Below are 15,942 nucleotides of genomic sequence, written 5' to 3'. Positions count from 1 at the left end.
ATCTCAAACCTGTTAAAAAACAAAAAACTATCGAAAGCATTTTCATTTCAAAAATTAAACTTCTTCTTTCAATGTTTATCATACAAGTGCGAGAAGTACGGCATTGAATATGTAAAGGCTGATAAATGGTTCGCTTCAAGCAAGATTTGCTCATGTTGCGGAGTTAAATATGACCATTCAGTTCAACCAGAAGGACAGTGGAGTTTAAAGATTCGTGAATGGCGTTGTGCTTCGTGCAATAGCGATCACGATAGGGATGTAAATGCTGCGATAAATTTATCAAGATGGGTAAAATTAAATGCTTGATAATAGGAGGTAACGATACTGCCTCGTGTGGAGTGTAATACCCCTCGTCCCTTTGGGGCTGCGAGAACACGATGAAGCACTAACTTGTGTAAATTTGATTGAATTGTATAGATTTAGTTAAATTTATCGTATCGGTATGAGTTTTAGGATGGAGAGTGGAAATATTGCGTTTGGTAACGGCAAAAAAAGATGAAAAGGTATTTGTAGGTATTGTGGATGAAGAAGAAAAAAAGGTATTGCACTTAAGGGAAGCGCAGAGGCAAAAGGGGGAAAAGGTTACAATCCCTATTACAATGCTAGAGTATATTGAAAGAGGGACCACATGCTTTGAGAAAGTATGTGAAATTGTAAATTGGGCAAAAGAGCATGGGGAAACCGCGTATTATCCGTTAACTGAGGTGAAAATATTAGCACCAATTCCAAGGCCAAGGAAGAATATTCTATGCGTTGGAAAAAACTATCGTGAGCATGCGATAGAAATGGGCGGAGTAGAATCCATTCCGGAAAATATAATGATCTTTACGAAAGCGCCAACGACAGTTATTGGAATGAATGAAAAAATTAATAGTCATCCCCATGCAACGAATGAACTAGACTATGAAGGAGAACTAGCTATCATCATCGGTAAGCGAGGAAAACAAATAAAAAAAGAAAAAGCGCTTGAGCATGTGTTTGGTTACACCATTATAAATGATATAACTGCTCGCGACATTCAAAGGAAGCATAAACAATTTTTCCTTGGAAAAAGTTTCGATACATTTTGTCCGATGGGACCGTATTTAATTCATAAATCAATGGTGAGCGAGCCAAATGCGTTACACATTGAAACGGTAGTAAACGGGGAAGTAAGGCAAACTTCAAATACAAATAAAATGATTTTTTCAATAGAAGAAATTATTTCAACGATAAGTAAAGGCATGACGTTAGAACCAGGAGATATTATCGCAACAGGAACGCCGGCTGGAGTCGGAAAAGGTTTCACACCACCGAAGTTTTTGCATGCTGGTGATGAAGTTGTCATTACAGTAGAAGGCATTGGTACTTTGCGAAATGTAGTGAAATGAAAAAAGAGCTATCTTATCGAAGATAGCTCTTTTTTATGGTCTTGGGTTATAGAGGTAATCGATAATAGAAAAAATGTAAAGACCAATGAATGCAAGTGTACAAATGCCAAATAGTATAACGGTAAGTGCACTTTTTTCTCGTCCAAAACCAATGATGGTAAGAATAACAGCAGTCCAAAATGATGCTTTCAGTAGTGTGAAGGTAGTAGAAGTTGAGTAGTTAATAAGCAATGTTGTGGAAAGTAGGAAGCCAAAGAATGTAACTAAAATAAAAGATGTAGCCAAATAGTTAATGTGTTTGCCGTACCTTAATAACATATCGAATCTCCTTTACAATTTTAAAAGGCAGAAAATTACAACTTTATTTTAGTATAAATCAATATAAAAAGAAAGAGGTTGTCCCAACATGTAGGACAACCTCTCTATTATTACGATAATACCGCTTTAATTTTTTGGAATGCCCACTCTAAATCTTCTTCAGAGATTACTAGAGGTGGTGCGATACGAATCACATTTTCGTGTGTTTCTTTACATAATAGACCAGCTGCTTTTAGTTGTTCACAGTAAGGACGAGCTGGCTCGTTTAATTCGATACCGATGAATAAACCTTTACCACGAACTTCAGTGATCATTGGGTTATCAATTTCTTTTAATTGCCCAACTAATTTTTCACCTAATTGAAGAGAACGCTCTGTTAATTTTTCTTCTTCTAACACTTCAAGAGCTGCGATAGAAACAGCACATGCAAGTGGGTTACCACCGAATGTAGAACCGTGAGAACCTGGCTCGAATACGCCTAAAATGTCGCGGTTTGCTGCTACGCAAGAGATTGGGAATACGCCGCCGCCAAGTGCTTTACCAAGTATGTACATGTCAGGAGTTACATTGTCCCAATCACAAGCAAATACTTTACCAGTACGGCCTAAACCTGTTTGGATTTCATCTGCTACAAATAAAACGTTTTCTTTTTTACATACTTCAAGAGCTTCTTTTAAGTAACCAGCTGGTGGGATGTTAATTCCTGCTTCACCTTGGATAGGCTCTAAAATGAATGCAGCTGTATTTGGTGTAATAGCAGCTTTTAACGCTTCTAAATCACCGTAAGGAATTACGATAATGCCAGGAAGCATTGGACCGAATCCACGCTTGTACTCTTCGTTTGAAGACATAGAAACAGCACCCATTGTACGGCCGTGGAAGTTATCTTCACAAACGATAATTTCAGCACGATTTGCTTCTACTTTCTTCACATCATAAGCCCAGCGGCGAGCCGTTTTAATTGCAGTTTCAACAGCTTCTGCACCTGTATTCATTGGAAGTACCATTTCTTTATTAGTTAGTTTCGCAACTTTTTCGTACCAAGGACCCAATTGATCGCTATGGAAAGCACGAGAAGTTAACGTAACACGATTAGCTTGGTCAATTAAAGCGTTAATAATTTTTGGGTGACGATGACCTTGGTTTACTGCAGAATATGCACTTAATAAGTCCATATAGCGGTTTCCTTCAGGATCTTCTACCCAAACGCCTTCTGCTTTAGAAATAACGATTGGAAGTGGGTGATAGTTATTTGCCCCGTATGTGTCTGTAAGTTCGATAATATCCTTAGTTTGAATCATGATTGTTCCCCCTTTTGTTATTACAAGAAGTTTGTAAATACTCTAAATATTATAGCATTTAAATGTAAAAAAGCGAAACATTTCCTGAAAATAAATGAACATGTTATCATATAGAGTGAAAAAGTGTGAAAAGAGGAGGTAAGGGATACGATGGTACATATGCATATTACAGCATGGGCGTTAGGTTTAATTTTATTCTTCGTTGCGTATTCACTTTATTCAGCAGGGAGAAAAGGTAAAGGTGTACATATGGGGCTTCGTCTAGTGTATATCTTCATTATTGTGACAGGATTCATGTTGTACATGAGTATTGTGAAGACAGCAACAGGTAGCATGCACATGTGGTACGGCATGAAAATGTTAGCTGGTATTTTAGTTATCGGTGGAATGGAAATGGTTCTTGTAAAAATGAGCAAAAACAAACCAACAGGGGCGGTTTGGGGCTTATTTATTGTTGCGTTAGTAGCGGTAATATACTTAGGACTAAAATTACCACTTGGCTGGTACGTATTTAAATAAAAATAAAACCACCTTATAATCTCAAATATTTGGGAGATAAGGTGGTTTTTTTATTTTATGTCGCATCGATATGCAACTCTTCTCCGTTTGCTTTCGTAAAACGAAACATGTTTTTATTTGACGCAGCGTGACGAACGAAATGATGCTGCAATGTACAAATCATTTCTTCGTTATCGAACAAAAGAATATTTACTCCTTCGCATGCTTCTTCTTTCGGTAAGAAAGATAAATAATTATGACAATACATGCAATCATATAAAGAGTAGTGAAGGGATTGCAATGATTCGGTTAATAACGTAAAGACAGAGTCAGGTAATTCCTCAAGCCATTCTGTATAGCTAAGAAGTAATTTCTTTCGAATTCGTATCATTTCCCCGTTTTGCAGGTGGTGCTGTTCGTTGGCGATTTGTAATACATCTTGTTCATAGAAACGAGCTGGTAGCCAGTTGTTGTTATATAAAATCTCAAAACCATCTTCGGCAATATCTTCTAATAAAAATGCTTCATCATTTTCATCATCAAAGAATACCCATTCATTGTTTATATATTCTACATTACCGACTGTATGAGCGCGAGGCTGGTTATATAAAATATGGTTACGTTGTATCATACACGATTTCTCCTTTATGAAAAGTAGTTATTTCTGTTATAGACAGTTCGTGCATTCTTTATAACTAGACACATCTAGACATAGGTGGGCATACAATAAAACACGTTTTACTGAGTGAAAATGCTATTTCATATGTGGATAGTAGGTTATCGTCAAGTTTTTCGTTTTTTTGATCCGCACCTTGTAGGGTGGGGATTACTGCTCGTTTAGGAAAAGAAATAGGATGGAAGGATGATTTATATGTGCGGGATTACAGGATGGGTGGATTATAAACGCTCATTAGAAGGAGAACGGGACGTCGTTACGAAAATGGCTGAGACGTTAGCAAAGCGTGGCCCAGATGATAATAAAGTTTGGATTAAAGGCAATGTCGCATTTGGGCATAAACGGTTAATCGTTGTGGACCCTGAGGGCGGGAAACAACCGATGACTTGTTTAAAAGATGAAACGAATTATGCAATTTGTTATAACGGTGAACTGTATAACACAGAGGATATTCGAAAGGAATTATTAAGAAGAGGATATACGTTCAAAGGGCATTCTGATACGGAGGTGCTATTAGCGTCGTATATGGAATGGAAAGAAGAATGTGTCGATCATTTAAACGGTATATATGCGTTTGCCGTATGGGATGAACAGAAAGAACAAGTATTTATTGCGCGAGATCGATTAGGTGTAAAACCGCTATTTTATAAATACGATAGTGGACGATTACTATTTGGTTCAGAGTTGAAAGCGATACTGGCTCATCCAGATGTGAAGGCGGAAGTAACGTTAGAAGGGTTATCCGAAATATTCGGTCTTGGACCATCGAGAACACCTGGTCATGGTATTTATGCTGGTATAAAAGAATTACGTCCAGGTCATGCGATGACATTTTCAAAGAACGGTTTATGTATATGGAGATATTGGAATGTGGAAAGCAAAAAACATGAAGACTCCTTTGAAGAAACAGTAGAGAAAACACGCTTTTTATTACAAGATGCGATTACAAGGCAGCTAGTTTCTGATGTACCACTATGTACTTTTCTATCAGGCGGTGTAGATTCGAGTGCTATAACAGCGATTGCTGCGCAAGAATACGCAAGGTCAGGAAAAGGGCAATTACACACATATTCTGTTGATTATGAAGATAATGATAAATACTTTAAAGCGAATGCATTCCAGCCAAATTCAGATGCGCCATTTATTCATTTAATGACGGATACGTTTGAAACGATTCACCATCGCTGCGTCATTTCAAATGAACAATTAGCGCAGTATTTAACAGAAGCTGTACTCGTTCGTGATTTGCCTGGTATGGCAGATATCGATTCGTCATTACTATGGTTTTGCCGTGAAATTAAACAAGATTTTGTCGTTGGTTTATCTGGGGAATGTGCAGACGAAATATTTGGTGGTTATCCGTGGTTTTATAGAGAAGATGATTTACAATCGAGTGCATTTCCGTGGATGCGTTCTACAGAAGCGCGTGAACAACTGCTAAAGAAAGAATGGAGAAATAAATTAAACTTACAACAATATGTACAGCAACGCTATGAAGAATCCATTCAAGAAGTTCCTGTTTTAGAGGGAGAAAGCCCAATTGAAGCGAAGAGACGACAATTATTTTACTTGAACATGGTATGGTTTATGACAACATTATTAGACAGAAAAGACCGTATGAGTATGGGGGCGAGCTTAGAAGTACGTGTTCCGTTTGCGGACCACCGACTTGTCGAATATGCGTGGAATATTCCTTGGGAAATGAAAATGTATAAAAACCGCGAAAAAGGTCTATTGCGTAAAGCGTTAGAAGGGTTACTTCCAAATGACATCTTATATAGAAAGAAGAGCCCATATCCGAAAACGCATAATCCGCACTATACGAAAGCAGTCACAGTATGGCTACAAGATTTATTAACGGATAAAGGCTCAATTTTGCACGAGTTATTTGATAAAGAGCAATTGAGCGGCTTGATTGAGTCAGGCGGCAGTGCATTTCAATCGCCTTGGTTCGGTCAATTAATGACTGGGCCTCAGCTTTTAGCTCATTTAGCGCAAATTCACGTTTGGTTTAAAGAGTATGGGGTAAATATTAAAGAATAGAAGAAAAGCGACTTACTTTTATGTAAGTCGCTTTTTATTAAATAAATTGTCAAATAAAATTCAAAATCATATTAGAAATAATACTTATTTATAATAATTATCTTTACGTACTTATTATTCATTGTTATAATTGGAAACAAATGTTCTTGAAAAAGATTCTCATTTACAAAATTGAGGTGTTATATAGATGACAAAGAAAAAAATAGGTTTACTCGTAATGGCGTATGGAACACCAGAATCATTAGATGATGTAGAGGCGTACTATACACATATTCGCCATGGGCGTAAACCTTCAGAAGAAGCACTCCAAGACTTAATCGGGCGCTATAAAGCGATTGGCGGAATTTCACCACTTGCAAAAATTACGAAAGAGCAGGCGCATAAATTAACAGATTCAATGAATAATATGTTTACAGAGTATGAATTTACTTGTTATTTAGGATTAAAACATATAGCGCCATTTATAGAAGATGCAGTAGAAGAGATGAAGAGTGATGGAATTGAGCAGGCGATTAGTATCGTATTAGCGCCGCATTATTCTACGTTTAGCATTAAAGCGTATAATGATCGTGCGATTCGTCTTTCAAAAGAAATCGGTGGTCCTGTTATTGCTCCGATTGAACAATGGTACGATGAACCGAAATTTATTTCCTATTGGGCAGAGCAAATAAAAGAAACATTTACAAAGATTGAAGATAAAGAGAAAGCTGTCGTAATTTTTTCAGCGCATAGTTTACCAGAGAAAATTATTGCAGCAGGGGACCCTTATGTGGAGCAATTGCAGCATACAGCAGATTTAATCGCAGCAGCTGCAAATATTCAAAACTATACAACGGGTTGGCAAAGTGCCGGAAATACACCGGATCCATGGATTGGACCGGATGTGCAAGATTTAACGAGAGATTTATTTGAAGTGCATGGATATGAATCTTTCGTATATTGCCCAGTTGGGTTTGTCGCAGAGCATTTAGAAGTTTTATATGACAACGATTATGAGTGTAAAGTTGTAACTGATGAATTAAATGCTCGATACTTTAGACCAAATATGCCAAATTCACAATCTGTATTTATCAATTGCTTAGCTGAAATTGTTTCCAAAAAAATGAAGGAAATAGTTGACAAGAACTTAATTTTGAATAATAATTAATTTATAATAATTTTAAATAAATAATAATTACTATGAAAGAAAGAGGAGGATCCCCCAGATGAATCCAAATAATCGCTTAACAACAAACCAAGGTGCTCCGGTTGGAGATAACCAAAATTCTCGTACAGCTGGTCGCCGTGGACCGGTATTATTAGAAGACTATCATTTAGTAGAAAAACTGGCTCACTTTGATCGTGAACGTATTCCAGAACGCGTTGTACATGCACGTGGTGCAGGTGCTCACGGTGTATTCGTAACGAAAAACAGCATGAAGCAATATACAAAGGCAGCGTTTTTACAAAATGAAGGAACTGAAACGCCTGTATTTGTTCGTTTCTCGACGGTTATTCATGGTCAAGGTTCTCCAGAAACAGCTCGTGACCCACGCGGGTTCGCTGTTAAATTTTATACAGAAGAAGGAAATTACGATATTGTAGGTAACCATTTACCGGTCTTCTTCATTCGTGATGCAATTAAATTCCCTGATATGGTGCATTCTTTAAAACCAGCACCTGATACAAACGTTCAAACGCCAGACCGTTACTGGGATTTCATGACGTTAAGTCCAGAATCTACACATATGATGACATGGGTATTTTCTGATTACGGTACACCAGCTAGTTATCGTGAAATGGAAGGTTTCGGTGTTCATTCATTTAAATGGATTAATGCAGAAGGTAAAATTGTCTACATTAAATATCACTGGAAACCACAGCAAAGTGTACGTAACTTAAGTGCAAAAGAGGTGCAAGAAGTACAAGGAAAAGACTTCAACCATGCAACTCGTGACTTGTTCGATGCAATCGAAAAAGGAAATTATCCGAAGTGGGATTTACACGTACAAGTGATGCAACTAGAAGAAACGGATTCTTTAGATTTCGATCCATTAGACCCAACGAAAGTATGGCCGGAAGATCGCTTCCCATTAATTGAAGTAGGGACGATGACGTTAAATCGTAATCCGAAAAACTTCTTCGCAGAAGTAGAGCAAGTGGCGTTCTCTCCAAGTGCAACTGTAAATGGTATTGAACCATCTGAAGATAAATTATTACAAGGTCGTTTATTCTCTTATCCAGATACACAGCGTTACCGTCTTGGTGCGAACTACTTACAAATTCCTGTAAACTGCCCGTACGCAGCTGTTCATAACCAACAACGTGATGGTGCGATGCAAATAAATCAAAATCCATCTACAATTAACTACGAACCGAGCCGTCATACTGAAAATCCAGTTGAAGACCCGACTTACCGCGATTCAACTATGAAAGTAGAAGGCTATGTATCTCGTGAAAAAATTGACAAACCAAATGATTTCAAACAAGCAGGTGAGCGTTACCGTTCATTCTCTAAAGAAGAGCAAGACAACTTAATTGCAAACTTAACGAATGATTTAAAAGACGTAAATGAGCGCACGAAATTATTAGCTGTTTGTAACTTCTTCCGTGCAGATCAAGAGTACGGAATGCGTTTAGCGCAGTCTTTAAATGTTGATATTACGCAATATGTAGGGAATGCTCCGAAATAAGTAGGAAAAGACGACTGTTAAACGGTCGTCTTTTTTGTGTGTAAAAGATGTTTTGCATATGAGAGGTGTATTTTGATGGATATTTTGATTTTTATTATTGCGTTAAGTGTCTTTTTATTTGTAGTGTTTGCTATTATAAAAATGTTTATAGCGATTGAGAAACAAGGTGATGAGCGTGCTGCGTTTATAAAAAACAAAGCGATGGCTGAGACGTTTCAAATTGCGATGGGGCTAATGGTACTTGAGATGATCCCGTTTATTTATCATCGTTTTAATGAAACGGTAGGAACGCCGTTTAATCCAGTTCGCTTTTTAGCAGTAATAGCTGTGGCATTTCTTATTATTTTAAGTACGAATAAAAGAAAGTACGGCGATTCGTAAGTTACGCCGGGGCAGGGTATTTTTCGGGTTCATTATGTCGGAATTTGTTGATAAATCGATATGTTGTGTCGAAACGTCGATATATTGAAATAATCGTTGATATATTAAAAAAATCGTTGATATATCCGGAGAATCGCCGATATATTCACTGCAATACTAGGTGGGGTATACCGCCAACAAGTGCAATAAAAAGAGATGCAATCTACTACCAATAGATTGCATCTCTTTTTTAGTTCACCCGCTCCGTATACTCATAAGCTTTCTCCCCGTGCATCGAAATATCAAGTCCCATATGTTCTTCGTGCTCATCTACCCGAACAGGGAGGAAGAAGTTGATTGCTTTAATAATGGCATACGTCATGATGATCGTGAATGCATATGTTGCGCCGATTGCTATCAGTTGTTTAAACAGTAAAGCCGCGTTTCCATAAAATAATCCGTTAGCGCCATCACTGTTTACCGTAGTAGTTGCAAATAGTCCTGTCGCAATACCGCCCCAAGTTCCGCCGATGCCGTGGCATCCGAATGCATCAAGTGTATCATCGTATCCGAATTTTGTTTTTAAGAAAAAGACTGCTCCGAAGCATAATACGCCGCCGATTGCTCCGATAAGAAGAGCCGAGAAAGGTGTAACGAACCCGCAAGCTGGTGTAATAGCGACTAGACCGGAAACAACTCCGCAAGCAGCTCCCATCGCAGTCGGTTTTGATTGGAAGAACCATTCTGAAAGCATCCAGGTTAATGCGGAGGCAGCTGCGGCTATATTTGTATTAATAAATGCGGTTAAAGCTACATCATTTAAAGATAATGCACTTCCGACGTTAAAACCGAACCAGCCGAACCATAGTAAGCCTGCGCCTAACATCGTAAATGGTAAATGGTGAGGAGACGAACCGTTTATGTTTTTTCGTTTTCCGAGAAAAATAGCTAATACAAGGCCAGCCACGCCAGATGTAATATGAACGACATTACCACCAGCGAAGTCTAACGCGCCAAGCTCTCTAAGCCACCCGCCAACGCCCCATACCCAATGAGCGACAGGATTGTAAACGATTGTTGTCCATAGAAGGATGAAAATAAGGAAAGCGGAAAATCGCATTCTTTCGGCGAATGCACCTGAAATTAAAGCAGGAGTTAAAATGGCGAACATGAGTTGGAACATCATAAATAAGTTGTGAGGAATAGTAGATGAGTAGTCTGGATTTGGTGCGTAGGTAACGCCGTTTAAACCGAACCAATCGAGTGTACCGATAAGTCCGTGCCAATCTGGTCCGAATGATAAAGAATAGCCAATCAAAATCCACTGAATCGAAACGATAGCCATTGCGCTATAACTATGCATTGTCGTACTGAGTACGTTTTTACTGCGAACCATGCCCCCGTAAAAAAGTGCCAATCCTGGTGTCATTAACATGACCATTACTGTCGTTACAAACATAAAAACCGTATCTCCTGTATTCATTCTCTCTCCTCCTATAATGTTAGAAAAAATAACATCAACTTGTTATGTTTCATATCATATTCGAAACGAAGCGTAAAATCAACTAAAAATTCAGAAAACTTTATAATTCATGTTAGGAAATATGACATGAAGTATTTTGCGGAGAAAGAAATCAACGTATGCGATTCGTCTAGATAATTGGTATAATATTCTTACAATTAAAAAATATGGGGGATGCGTGTGAGGAAAATACGGACTAGGAAACTATTCATTTGTTTTTGTTTAGCTGTCGTTTTGTTTGTACCAATACATACGTTTGCGGATGAAAAAAGAGAGTGGCGAGACGAAGTTATCTATTCCATTATGATTGATCGCTTTAATAATGGAGAACCGAAAAATGACAAACAGTTAGAAGTTGGTAATCTAGAAGGATATCAAGGTGGAGATATAAGAGGGAGTATAAAAAGACTGGATTACATAAAAGAAATGGGATTTACCGCTGTTATGCTTTCTCCACTTTTTGAAAGTGGAAAGTACGATGGATTAGACGTGCACAATTTTCAAAAGGTAAATGAACATTTCGGAACAGAAAATGATGTGAAAGAACTTGTACAAGCTGCTCACGCAAAAGGAATGAAAATTGTACTTCAATTTCCGCTTGGAGAGAACGAACAACAAGTCATCGACGCGATGAAATGGTGGATCAAAGAAGTCGATTTAGATGCAAGTTATGTAATACATAGTGAAAAAAAAACGCGTTCTTTCTGGGATGACGTGCAAAAAGATATGCAAGCGATAAAGAAAGATTTTCGTATTATGACAAAAGAAGATAGTGAATACAATGAAAAAATAGTAGAATCGTTTTCCAAAGCGGATGTATCGGTGAAACCTTTATATGATGTGAGTAAAAAAGACGGAGAATCAGCTACATTTTTAGATGATCAAGATACGAAAAGATTTGCTCGTATTGCAAAAGAGAATATGAATTATCCGCCATCTCGCTTGAAACTAGCTCTTACATATTTATTAACAACACCAGGCATTCCGAATTTTTATTACGGGACTGAAATTGCATTAGACGGGGGAGATACTCCGGATAATAGACGATTAATGGATTTCAAATCAGATGAGAAGTTTATGCAGCACATAACGAAACTCGGTGAGCTTAGACAAGCAAGACCATCTTTACGACGCGGTACGTTTGAGCTTCTATACGATAAAGATGGAATGAGTGTACTAAAGCGAAAGTACAAAGATGAAGTGACAGTAGTAGCGATTAATAATACGAAAGAAACACAAAAAGTTGCTTTACCTGTAAGTGCAATTGGCGAAAAACAAGAGTTACGAGGATTGTTAGAAGATGAAATTATAAGAGAAGAAAACGGGAATTTTTATCTTGTTTTAAAGCGTGAAGAATCAAACGTGTATAAAGTTAACGGGGAAACAGGTGTGAATTGGTTGTTTATCTCCTTAATAGTCGGTGTGAATGTATTATTTATTGCGTTTTTAGTTGCGGTTAAAAAGAGACGGAAATGAGTAACGTTTTTTTGTAGTTCTTCTTCAGTTTAAGGTGGTGAGGTCTTTGCGGAAAAGAAGTGGTTCGCTCTATGTGTATGTGTTTTTATCGTATTTGTAAGTTTTTATTTTTGGGACAACCGTGATGATGGGGAATTTGTTCCGTGGGGCGATAGTGTTCATTCTGTTGATACGGCAGTGCTGAAGAGAAACGATATAAAATACAAAACCGAAAATGATAAAGTATACATTCCTGAAAAATCATTTAATAAAGCGATATGGTGTCGCTCTTAATAAATGCGAAATCTCGGTGGGCAGGCTAAGGAGGAGACTTTTCCCCTAGCCTGTTTTTGTGTGGGAACCGATAAAAAATCCTTATGATGTATATGTATTAGTCTCTATAGAAGGATTAGTTCCGCAACCTCATTTTCATTTCATTCTACTATTTGTGTGAAGTAAGACTCTTACCTCGAAATCAGCTGAGCAAAGAAGTGAAAAGATCTTTAGAACAAACAATAATTGCAACTATACTAATTTTACATTACATTAAAGGGTGAAAAATATTCTGATACTCATTGAGGGCTATATTTGAGGAGGAACAATGGAATTTTACGATTTGGGTATTACCATTAAAGAACTTAGAATGAAAAAGAATATATCACAATCTGAATTGTGTCATGGAATATGTTCACAAAGTCAAATTAGTAAAATAGAAAAAGGTATGATTTATCCATCTAGTATATTGTTATATCAGTTATCTGAAAGACTTGGTATTGATCCAAATAATATTTTCGCACTAACTCAAAACAAAAAACTAAAATATGTAGAAAATGTAAAGTATGTAATGAGAGATTGTACAAAACAAAAACAATATAATGAACTTTACGAAATAGTGAAACAAGAGAAAAACGAAAATAATTTCCAGTTAAAAGAAGATAAACAATTTCTAATATGGCATGAAGCAATTGCTATATTTTATGTAAATAAATCAATAAAAACTGCTTTAAATCTTTTACATAGTGCGTTAAAACTAACTGTAACGAATGGTAATTTTTTATCAGAAAGAGAAATAGATATTATGCAGTCAATGGCTATATTTCATTGGGCAAATAAAGAATATGAAAAGAGTATTACTATATTAAGAAGATGTTTAACTAATTTTAATAAGTTAGATTTTCCTAGGGATAAAGAGATTAAATTAAAAATTATTTTTAATTTAGCGAAAATTTTAGGTCATGCAAATCAACATGAAGAGGCAATAAAATACAATGATATGGGTATTAAATTAGCTATTAATTTAAACACTTTATATTTATTAGGTGAATTATATTATGGAAAAGCTTGGAATATGCTAAAACAAAAACAATATAATGAAGAAGATATAGCTGATAACATGAAAAAAGCATTATTTATATTTGAACTAACAGAAAAAGAAAATCTAATAAAAATAGTTAAAGAAAATTATTTTGAAAATCAAAATAAAAAAATTACTCATAATTTCTGATGAACATCGTATTATTTTCTATAAAAAAAGGCACCTTATGGTGTCTTTTTTTATGACTTATACTATTAAATTGCATTATATATGTTTCTTATACCAAGCTTTGTTGATGTATTTACACTTCGCAGGTGTTGAAGTTTTAGACTTATCATTAAGCGTATCCATATTATTAGAGCATCCTGCAATATGTAGGCAGAATGTAGTTAATAAAAAACATAGTATTAATTTCTTCAAATAACCACTTCTAACTCTTTTTTAATTAACATTTTTTCATAAAATAAATTCCTTACTAATTTTACATCACATGAAAGGGTGGAAAATATTCTTATACTCATAAATTGTTACATTTGAGTGGGGCGGGAGGTTTTTTCCTCGATTTTCAAAAGGGCCTTCTTGATTTATGCATAATAATCAAATCCCCATTCTAACTATCCGATTGCGATGTAATATTCTCCCTACACGCTAAAAAGAAAAACATCCTCTACACAGAGGATGTTTTTCTTTTTAGCGGTAGTTAATGAACTGTACGTCAATCGGTAAGTCAGCGCTACGAACTGCTGCGATAACTGCTTGTAAGTCATCACGGCTTTTCGCTGTAACACGTACTTGGTCATCTTGTACTTGTGTTTTTACTTTTAATTTCATTTCTTTAATGATGTTGTTAATTTTTTTCGCGTTATCTTTATCGATACCTTGTTGAAGTGTTGCGCGTTGGCGAACAGTGTTACCAGTCGCAGCTTCAACTTTTCCGTAATCCAAGTTTTTAATTGGAACGTTACGTTTTACAAGTTTAGCAATTAGAACGTCTTTTACTTGGTCTAATTTGAACTCATCGTCAGAAGTTAAAACTAATACTTCTTTTTCTAATTTAATATCACTTTTACTTCCTTTAAAGTCATATCGGTTTTGGATTTCCTTTAATGCGATGTTGATTGCGTTTGTTACTTCAGGTAATTCTACTTTCGAAACGATGTCAAAAGAACTCTCTTTTGCCATAGTTAGCACCTCCAAATAAATTTCTAATCTTTTTATGTACTGTACATACTAAAGTATAGCTGAAAACGAGCTTAGACTTAAGTGTTTTCATACTTATAATCATGTAACCTCATTTTATTATAGTGAATTTTGGGCAGTTGGACAAATAAAGGGGAAATCGTGTTATAATTAACTTTTGTTTGGAATGATAAAAAAGATAATTTTATCCCGCATTAACGGGCATTCAGTTAGAGCAAAGAAGTTAAGTGGGAGATCCACTGCCGTAAACGCCCGATTGGTGAGGGTTGATAATCAGTGGGAAGGAACAAAACCCCCACTGATTAAAGTTTCACTTTATATAGAGAAGGGAATTAAAAAATATGTATTTACAATTAGGAGCGATTGAACAGGTAACTGTTTTACGCGAAACGGAAATCGGATATATGGTTGGGAATGAAGAAGAAGAAATTTTCCTACATAAAAACGAATTAGTTGGAGAAATTGAAGAAGGCGATAAGATTGATGTATTCTTATACCTTGATCATCAAAATCGTGTTTCAGCAACAATGAAGGAGCCGCTTATTACGACTTTTGATTGGAACTGGGTAAAAGTTGTAGAAGTTATCCCTAGTTTAGGTGTGTTTGTTGATATTGGTGTATCAAAAGATATACTAATCCCAGCTGATGAGTTCCCGATTTACATGCCAGTATGGCCAGAGGTTGGAGACGAATTATATTGTACGTTAAAACTAACGAATCGTGATCGTCTTATTGCTCTTCCGGCAAGAGATAGTGATATGCAAGAAATTATCGTAGATGCGACACCATCTATGCGTAATAAAAACGTAAATGGACGTGTGTATCGTTCACTTCAAGTTGGTTCATTCATACTAACTGATGAGCATTTCCGTGCTTTCTTACACCATACTGAAAGAAAAGAACAAGTACGTATCGGTGAACGTGTAACGGGCCGTATTATTGACGTAAAAGATGATGGTACAATTAACATTTCACTTCTTCCTCGTAAAGAAGAAGGAATGGAAGATGATGCTGCTGTAATTTATGCATATATGGAAGAACGAGGCGGAGCAATGCCGTTTTGGGATAAGAGCCACCCAGAAGACATTAAAGAACGCTTCAACATGAGTAAAGCTGCATTTAAGCGCGCGCTTGGTAAGTTGATGAAAGAAGAAAAGATTTATCAAGAAGAAGGCTGGACGTACTTTAAGAAGTAAATGAAATAAAAAGCAC

Annotated in this window: 16 protein-coding genes; 11 read left to right on the top strand and 5 right to left on the bottom strand. The window is 36.4% G+C overall.

The window, feature by feature from the left end:
• Together FOT98_RS11025 and FOT98_RS11020 are read left to right on the top strand one after the other, a co-directional pair.
• Positions 1-306, top strand: a 306-nt coding sequence (locus tag FOT98_RS11025; protein ID WP_144291060.1) for a zinc ribbon domain-containing protein, incomplete at its 5' end; no start/stop codon positions are given.
• Between the two features lie 164 nt (positions 307-470).
• Complete coding sequence (locus FOT98_RS11020) at positions 471-1,370, top strand: fumarylacetoacetate hydrolase family protein (protein WP_063260216.1); 900 nt, start codon at positions 471-473, stop codon at positions 1,368-1,370.
• 33 nt (positions 1,371-1,403) lie between these two features.
• Here the strand turns inward: FOT98_RS11020 and FOT98_RS11015 are convergent, their stop codons facing one another.
• On the bottom strand, positions 1,404-1,688 hold the full coding sequence (locus tag FOT98_RS11015) for a hypothetical protein (protein ID WP_060629921.1): 285 nt from the start codon (positions 1,686-1,688) through the stop codon (positions 1,404-1,406).
• Positions 1,689-1,798: 110 nt separating this feature from the next.
• On the bottom strand, positions 1,799-2,989 hold the full coding sequence (gene rocD / locus FOT98_RS11010; RefSeq protein ID WP_000616654.1) for an ornithine aminotransferase: 1,191 nt from the start codon (positions 2,987-2,989) through the stop codon (positions 1,799-1,801).
• 150 nt (positions 2,990-3,139) lie between these two features.
• Between rocD and FOT98_RS11005 the strand changes: the two genes are divergently transcribed.
• Positions 3,140-3,508: a YisL family protein gene (locus FOT98_RS11005; RefSeq protein ID WP_061676282.1), complete on the top strand. Its 369-nt coding sequence runs from the start codon at positions 3,140-3,142 to the stop codon at positions 3,506-3,508.
• Between the two features lie 55 nt (positions 3,509-3,563).
• Here FOT98_RS11005 and FOT98_RS11000 read toward each other — a convergent pair whose 3' ends face one another.
• Positions 3,564-4,118 carry a DUF2777 domain-containing protein gene (locus FOT98_RS11000; RefSeq protein ID WP_063260217.1) on the bottom strand — a complete coding sequence of 185 codons (555 nt, stop codon included), beginning with the start codon at positions 4,116-4,118 and terminating at the stop codon, positions 3,564-3,566.
• A gap of 240 nt (positions 4,119-4,358) precedes the next feature.
• Here FOT98_RS11000 and asnB point away from each other — a divergent pair, with 240 nt between their 5' ends.
• From asnB to FOT98_RS10980, 4 genes are all read left to right on the top strand, one after another.
• Positions 4,359-6,206, top strand: a complete 1,848-nt coding sequence (gene asnB, locus FOT98_RS10995; RefSeq protein ID WP_063260218.1) for an asparagine synthase (glutamine-hydrolyzing) — start codon at positions 4,359-4,361, stop codon at positions 6,204-6,206.
• 187 nt (positions 6,207-6,393) lie between these two features.
• A complete protein-coding gene (gene hemH / locus FOT98_RS10990) occupies positions 6,394-7,353 on the top strand; it encodes a ferrochelatase (RefSeq protein WP_063260219.1) in 960 nt (319 codons plus the stop codon).
• Between the two features lie 58 nt (positions 7,354-7,411).
• Positions 7,412-8,878 (top strand): catalase KatB, encoded by a 1,467-nt coding sequence (katB, locus tag FOT98_RS10985; RefSeq protein WP_063260220.1) that lies wholly within the window; start codon positions 7,412-7,414, stop codon positions 8,876-8,878.
• Between the two features lie 75 nt (positions 8,879-8,953).
• On the top strand, positions 8,954-9,259 hold the full coding sequence (locus FOT98_RS10980) for a hypothetical protein (protein WP_063260221.1): 306 nt from the start codon (positions 8,954-8,956) through the stop codon (positions 9,257-9,259).
• Between the two features lie 229 nt (positions 9,260-9,488).
• On the opposite strand, the gene FOT98_RS10975 is transcribed toward FOT98_RS10980, so the two are convergent.
• Positions 9,489-10,721: an ammonium transporter gene (locus FOT98_RS10975; protein WP_063260222.1), complete on the bottom strand. Its 1,233-nt coding sequence runs from the start codon at positions 10,719-10,721 to the stop codon at positions 9,489-9,491.
• Positions 10,722-10,934: 213 nt separating this feature from the next.
• On the opposite strand from FOT98_RS10975, the gene FOT98_RS10970 reads away from it, so the two are divergent.
• The 3 genes from FOT98_RS10970 to FOT98_RS10960 all read left to right on the top strand — a co-directional run bounded on the left by FOT98_RS10970 (position 10,935) and on the right by FOT98_RS10960 (position 13,719).
• Entirely contained in the window at positions 10,935-12,236 is a 1,302-nt protein-coding gene (locus tag FOT98_RS10970; RefSeq protein WP_063260223.1) for an alpha-amylase family glycosyl hydrolase, read from the top strand.
• Between the two features lie 87 nt (positions 12,237-12,323).
• Positions 12,324-12,509, top strand: coding sequence for a hypothetical protein (locus FOT98_RS32895; RefSeq protein ID WP_080467508.1), 186 nt, complete (start codon positions 12,324-12,326; stop codon positions 12,507-12,509).
• Positions 12,510-12,816: 307 nt separating this feature from the next.
• Positions 12,817-13,719 carry a helix-turn-helix domain-containing protein gene (locus FOT98_RS10960; RefSeq protein ID WP_063260224.1) on the top strand — a complete coding sequence of 301 codons (903 nt, stop codon included), beginning with the start codon at positions 12,817-12,819 and terminating at the stop codon, positions 13,717-13,719.
• Between the two features lie 501 nt (positions 13,720-14,220).
• Here FOT98_RS10960 and FOT98_RS10950 read toward each other — a convergent pair.
• Complete coding sequence (locus tag FOT98_RS10950; RefSeq protein WP_061678717.1) at positions 14,221-14,712, bottom strand: YajQ family cyclic di-GMP-binding protein; 492 nt, start codon at positions 14,710-14,712, stop codon at positions 14,221-14,223.
• A 359-nt stretch (positions 14,713-15,071) separates the two neighbouring features.
• Here FOT98_RS10950 and FOT98_RS10940 point away from each other — a divergent pair, with 359 nt between their 5' ends.
• Positions 15,072-15,926 carry a CvfB family protein gene (locus tag FOT98_RS10940; RefSeq protein ID WP_000281274.1) on the top strand — a complete coding sequence of 285 codons (855 nt, stop codon included), beginning with the start codon at positions 15,072-15,074 and terminating at the stop codon, positions 15,924-15,926.
• Positions 15,927-15,942: the final 16 nt, after the last annotated feature.

Origin of the sequence: Bacillus sp. HY001, assembly GCF_007558965.1 — a bacterium.
GTDB classification, from domain to species: Bacteria; Bacillota; Bacilli; order Bacillales; family Bacillaceae_G; genus Bacillus_A; species Bacillus_A mobilis.
Note: the sequence above shows the minus strand (reverse complement) of the source record. Positions and strands in the feature narration are given on the sequence as shown.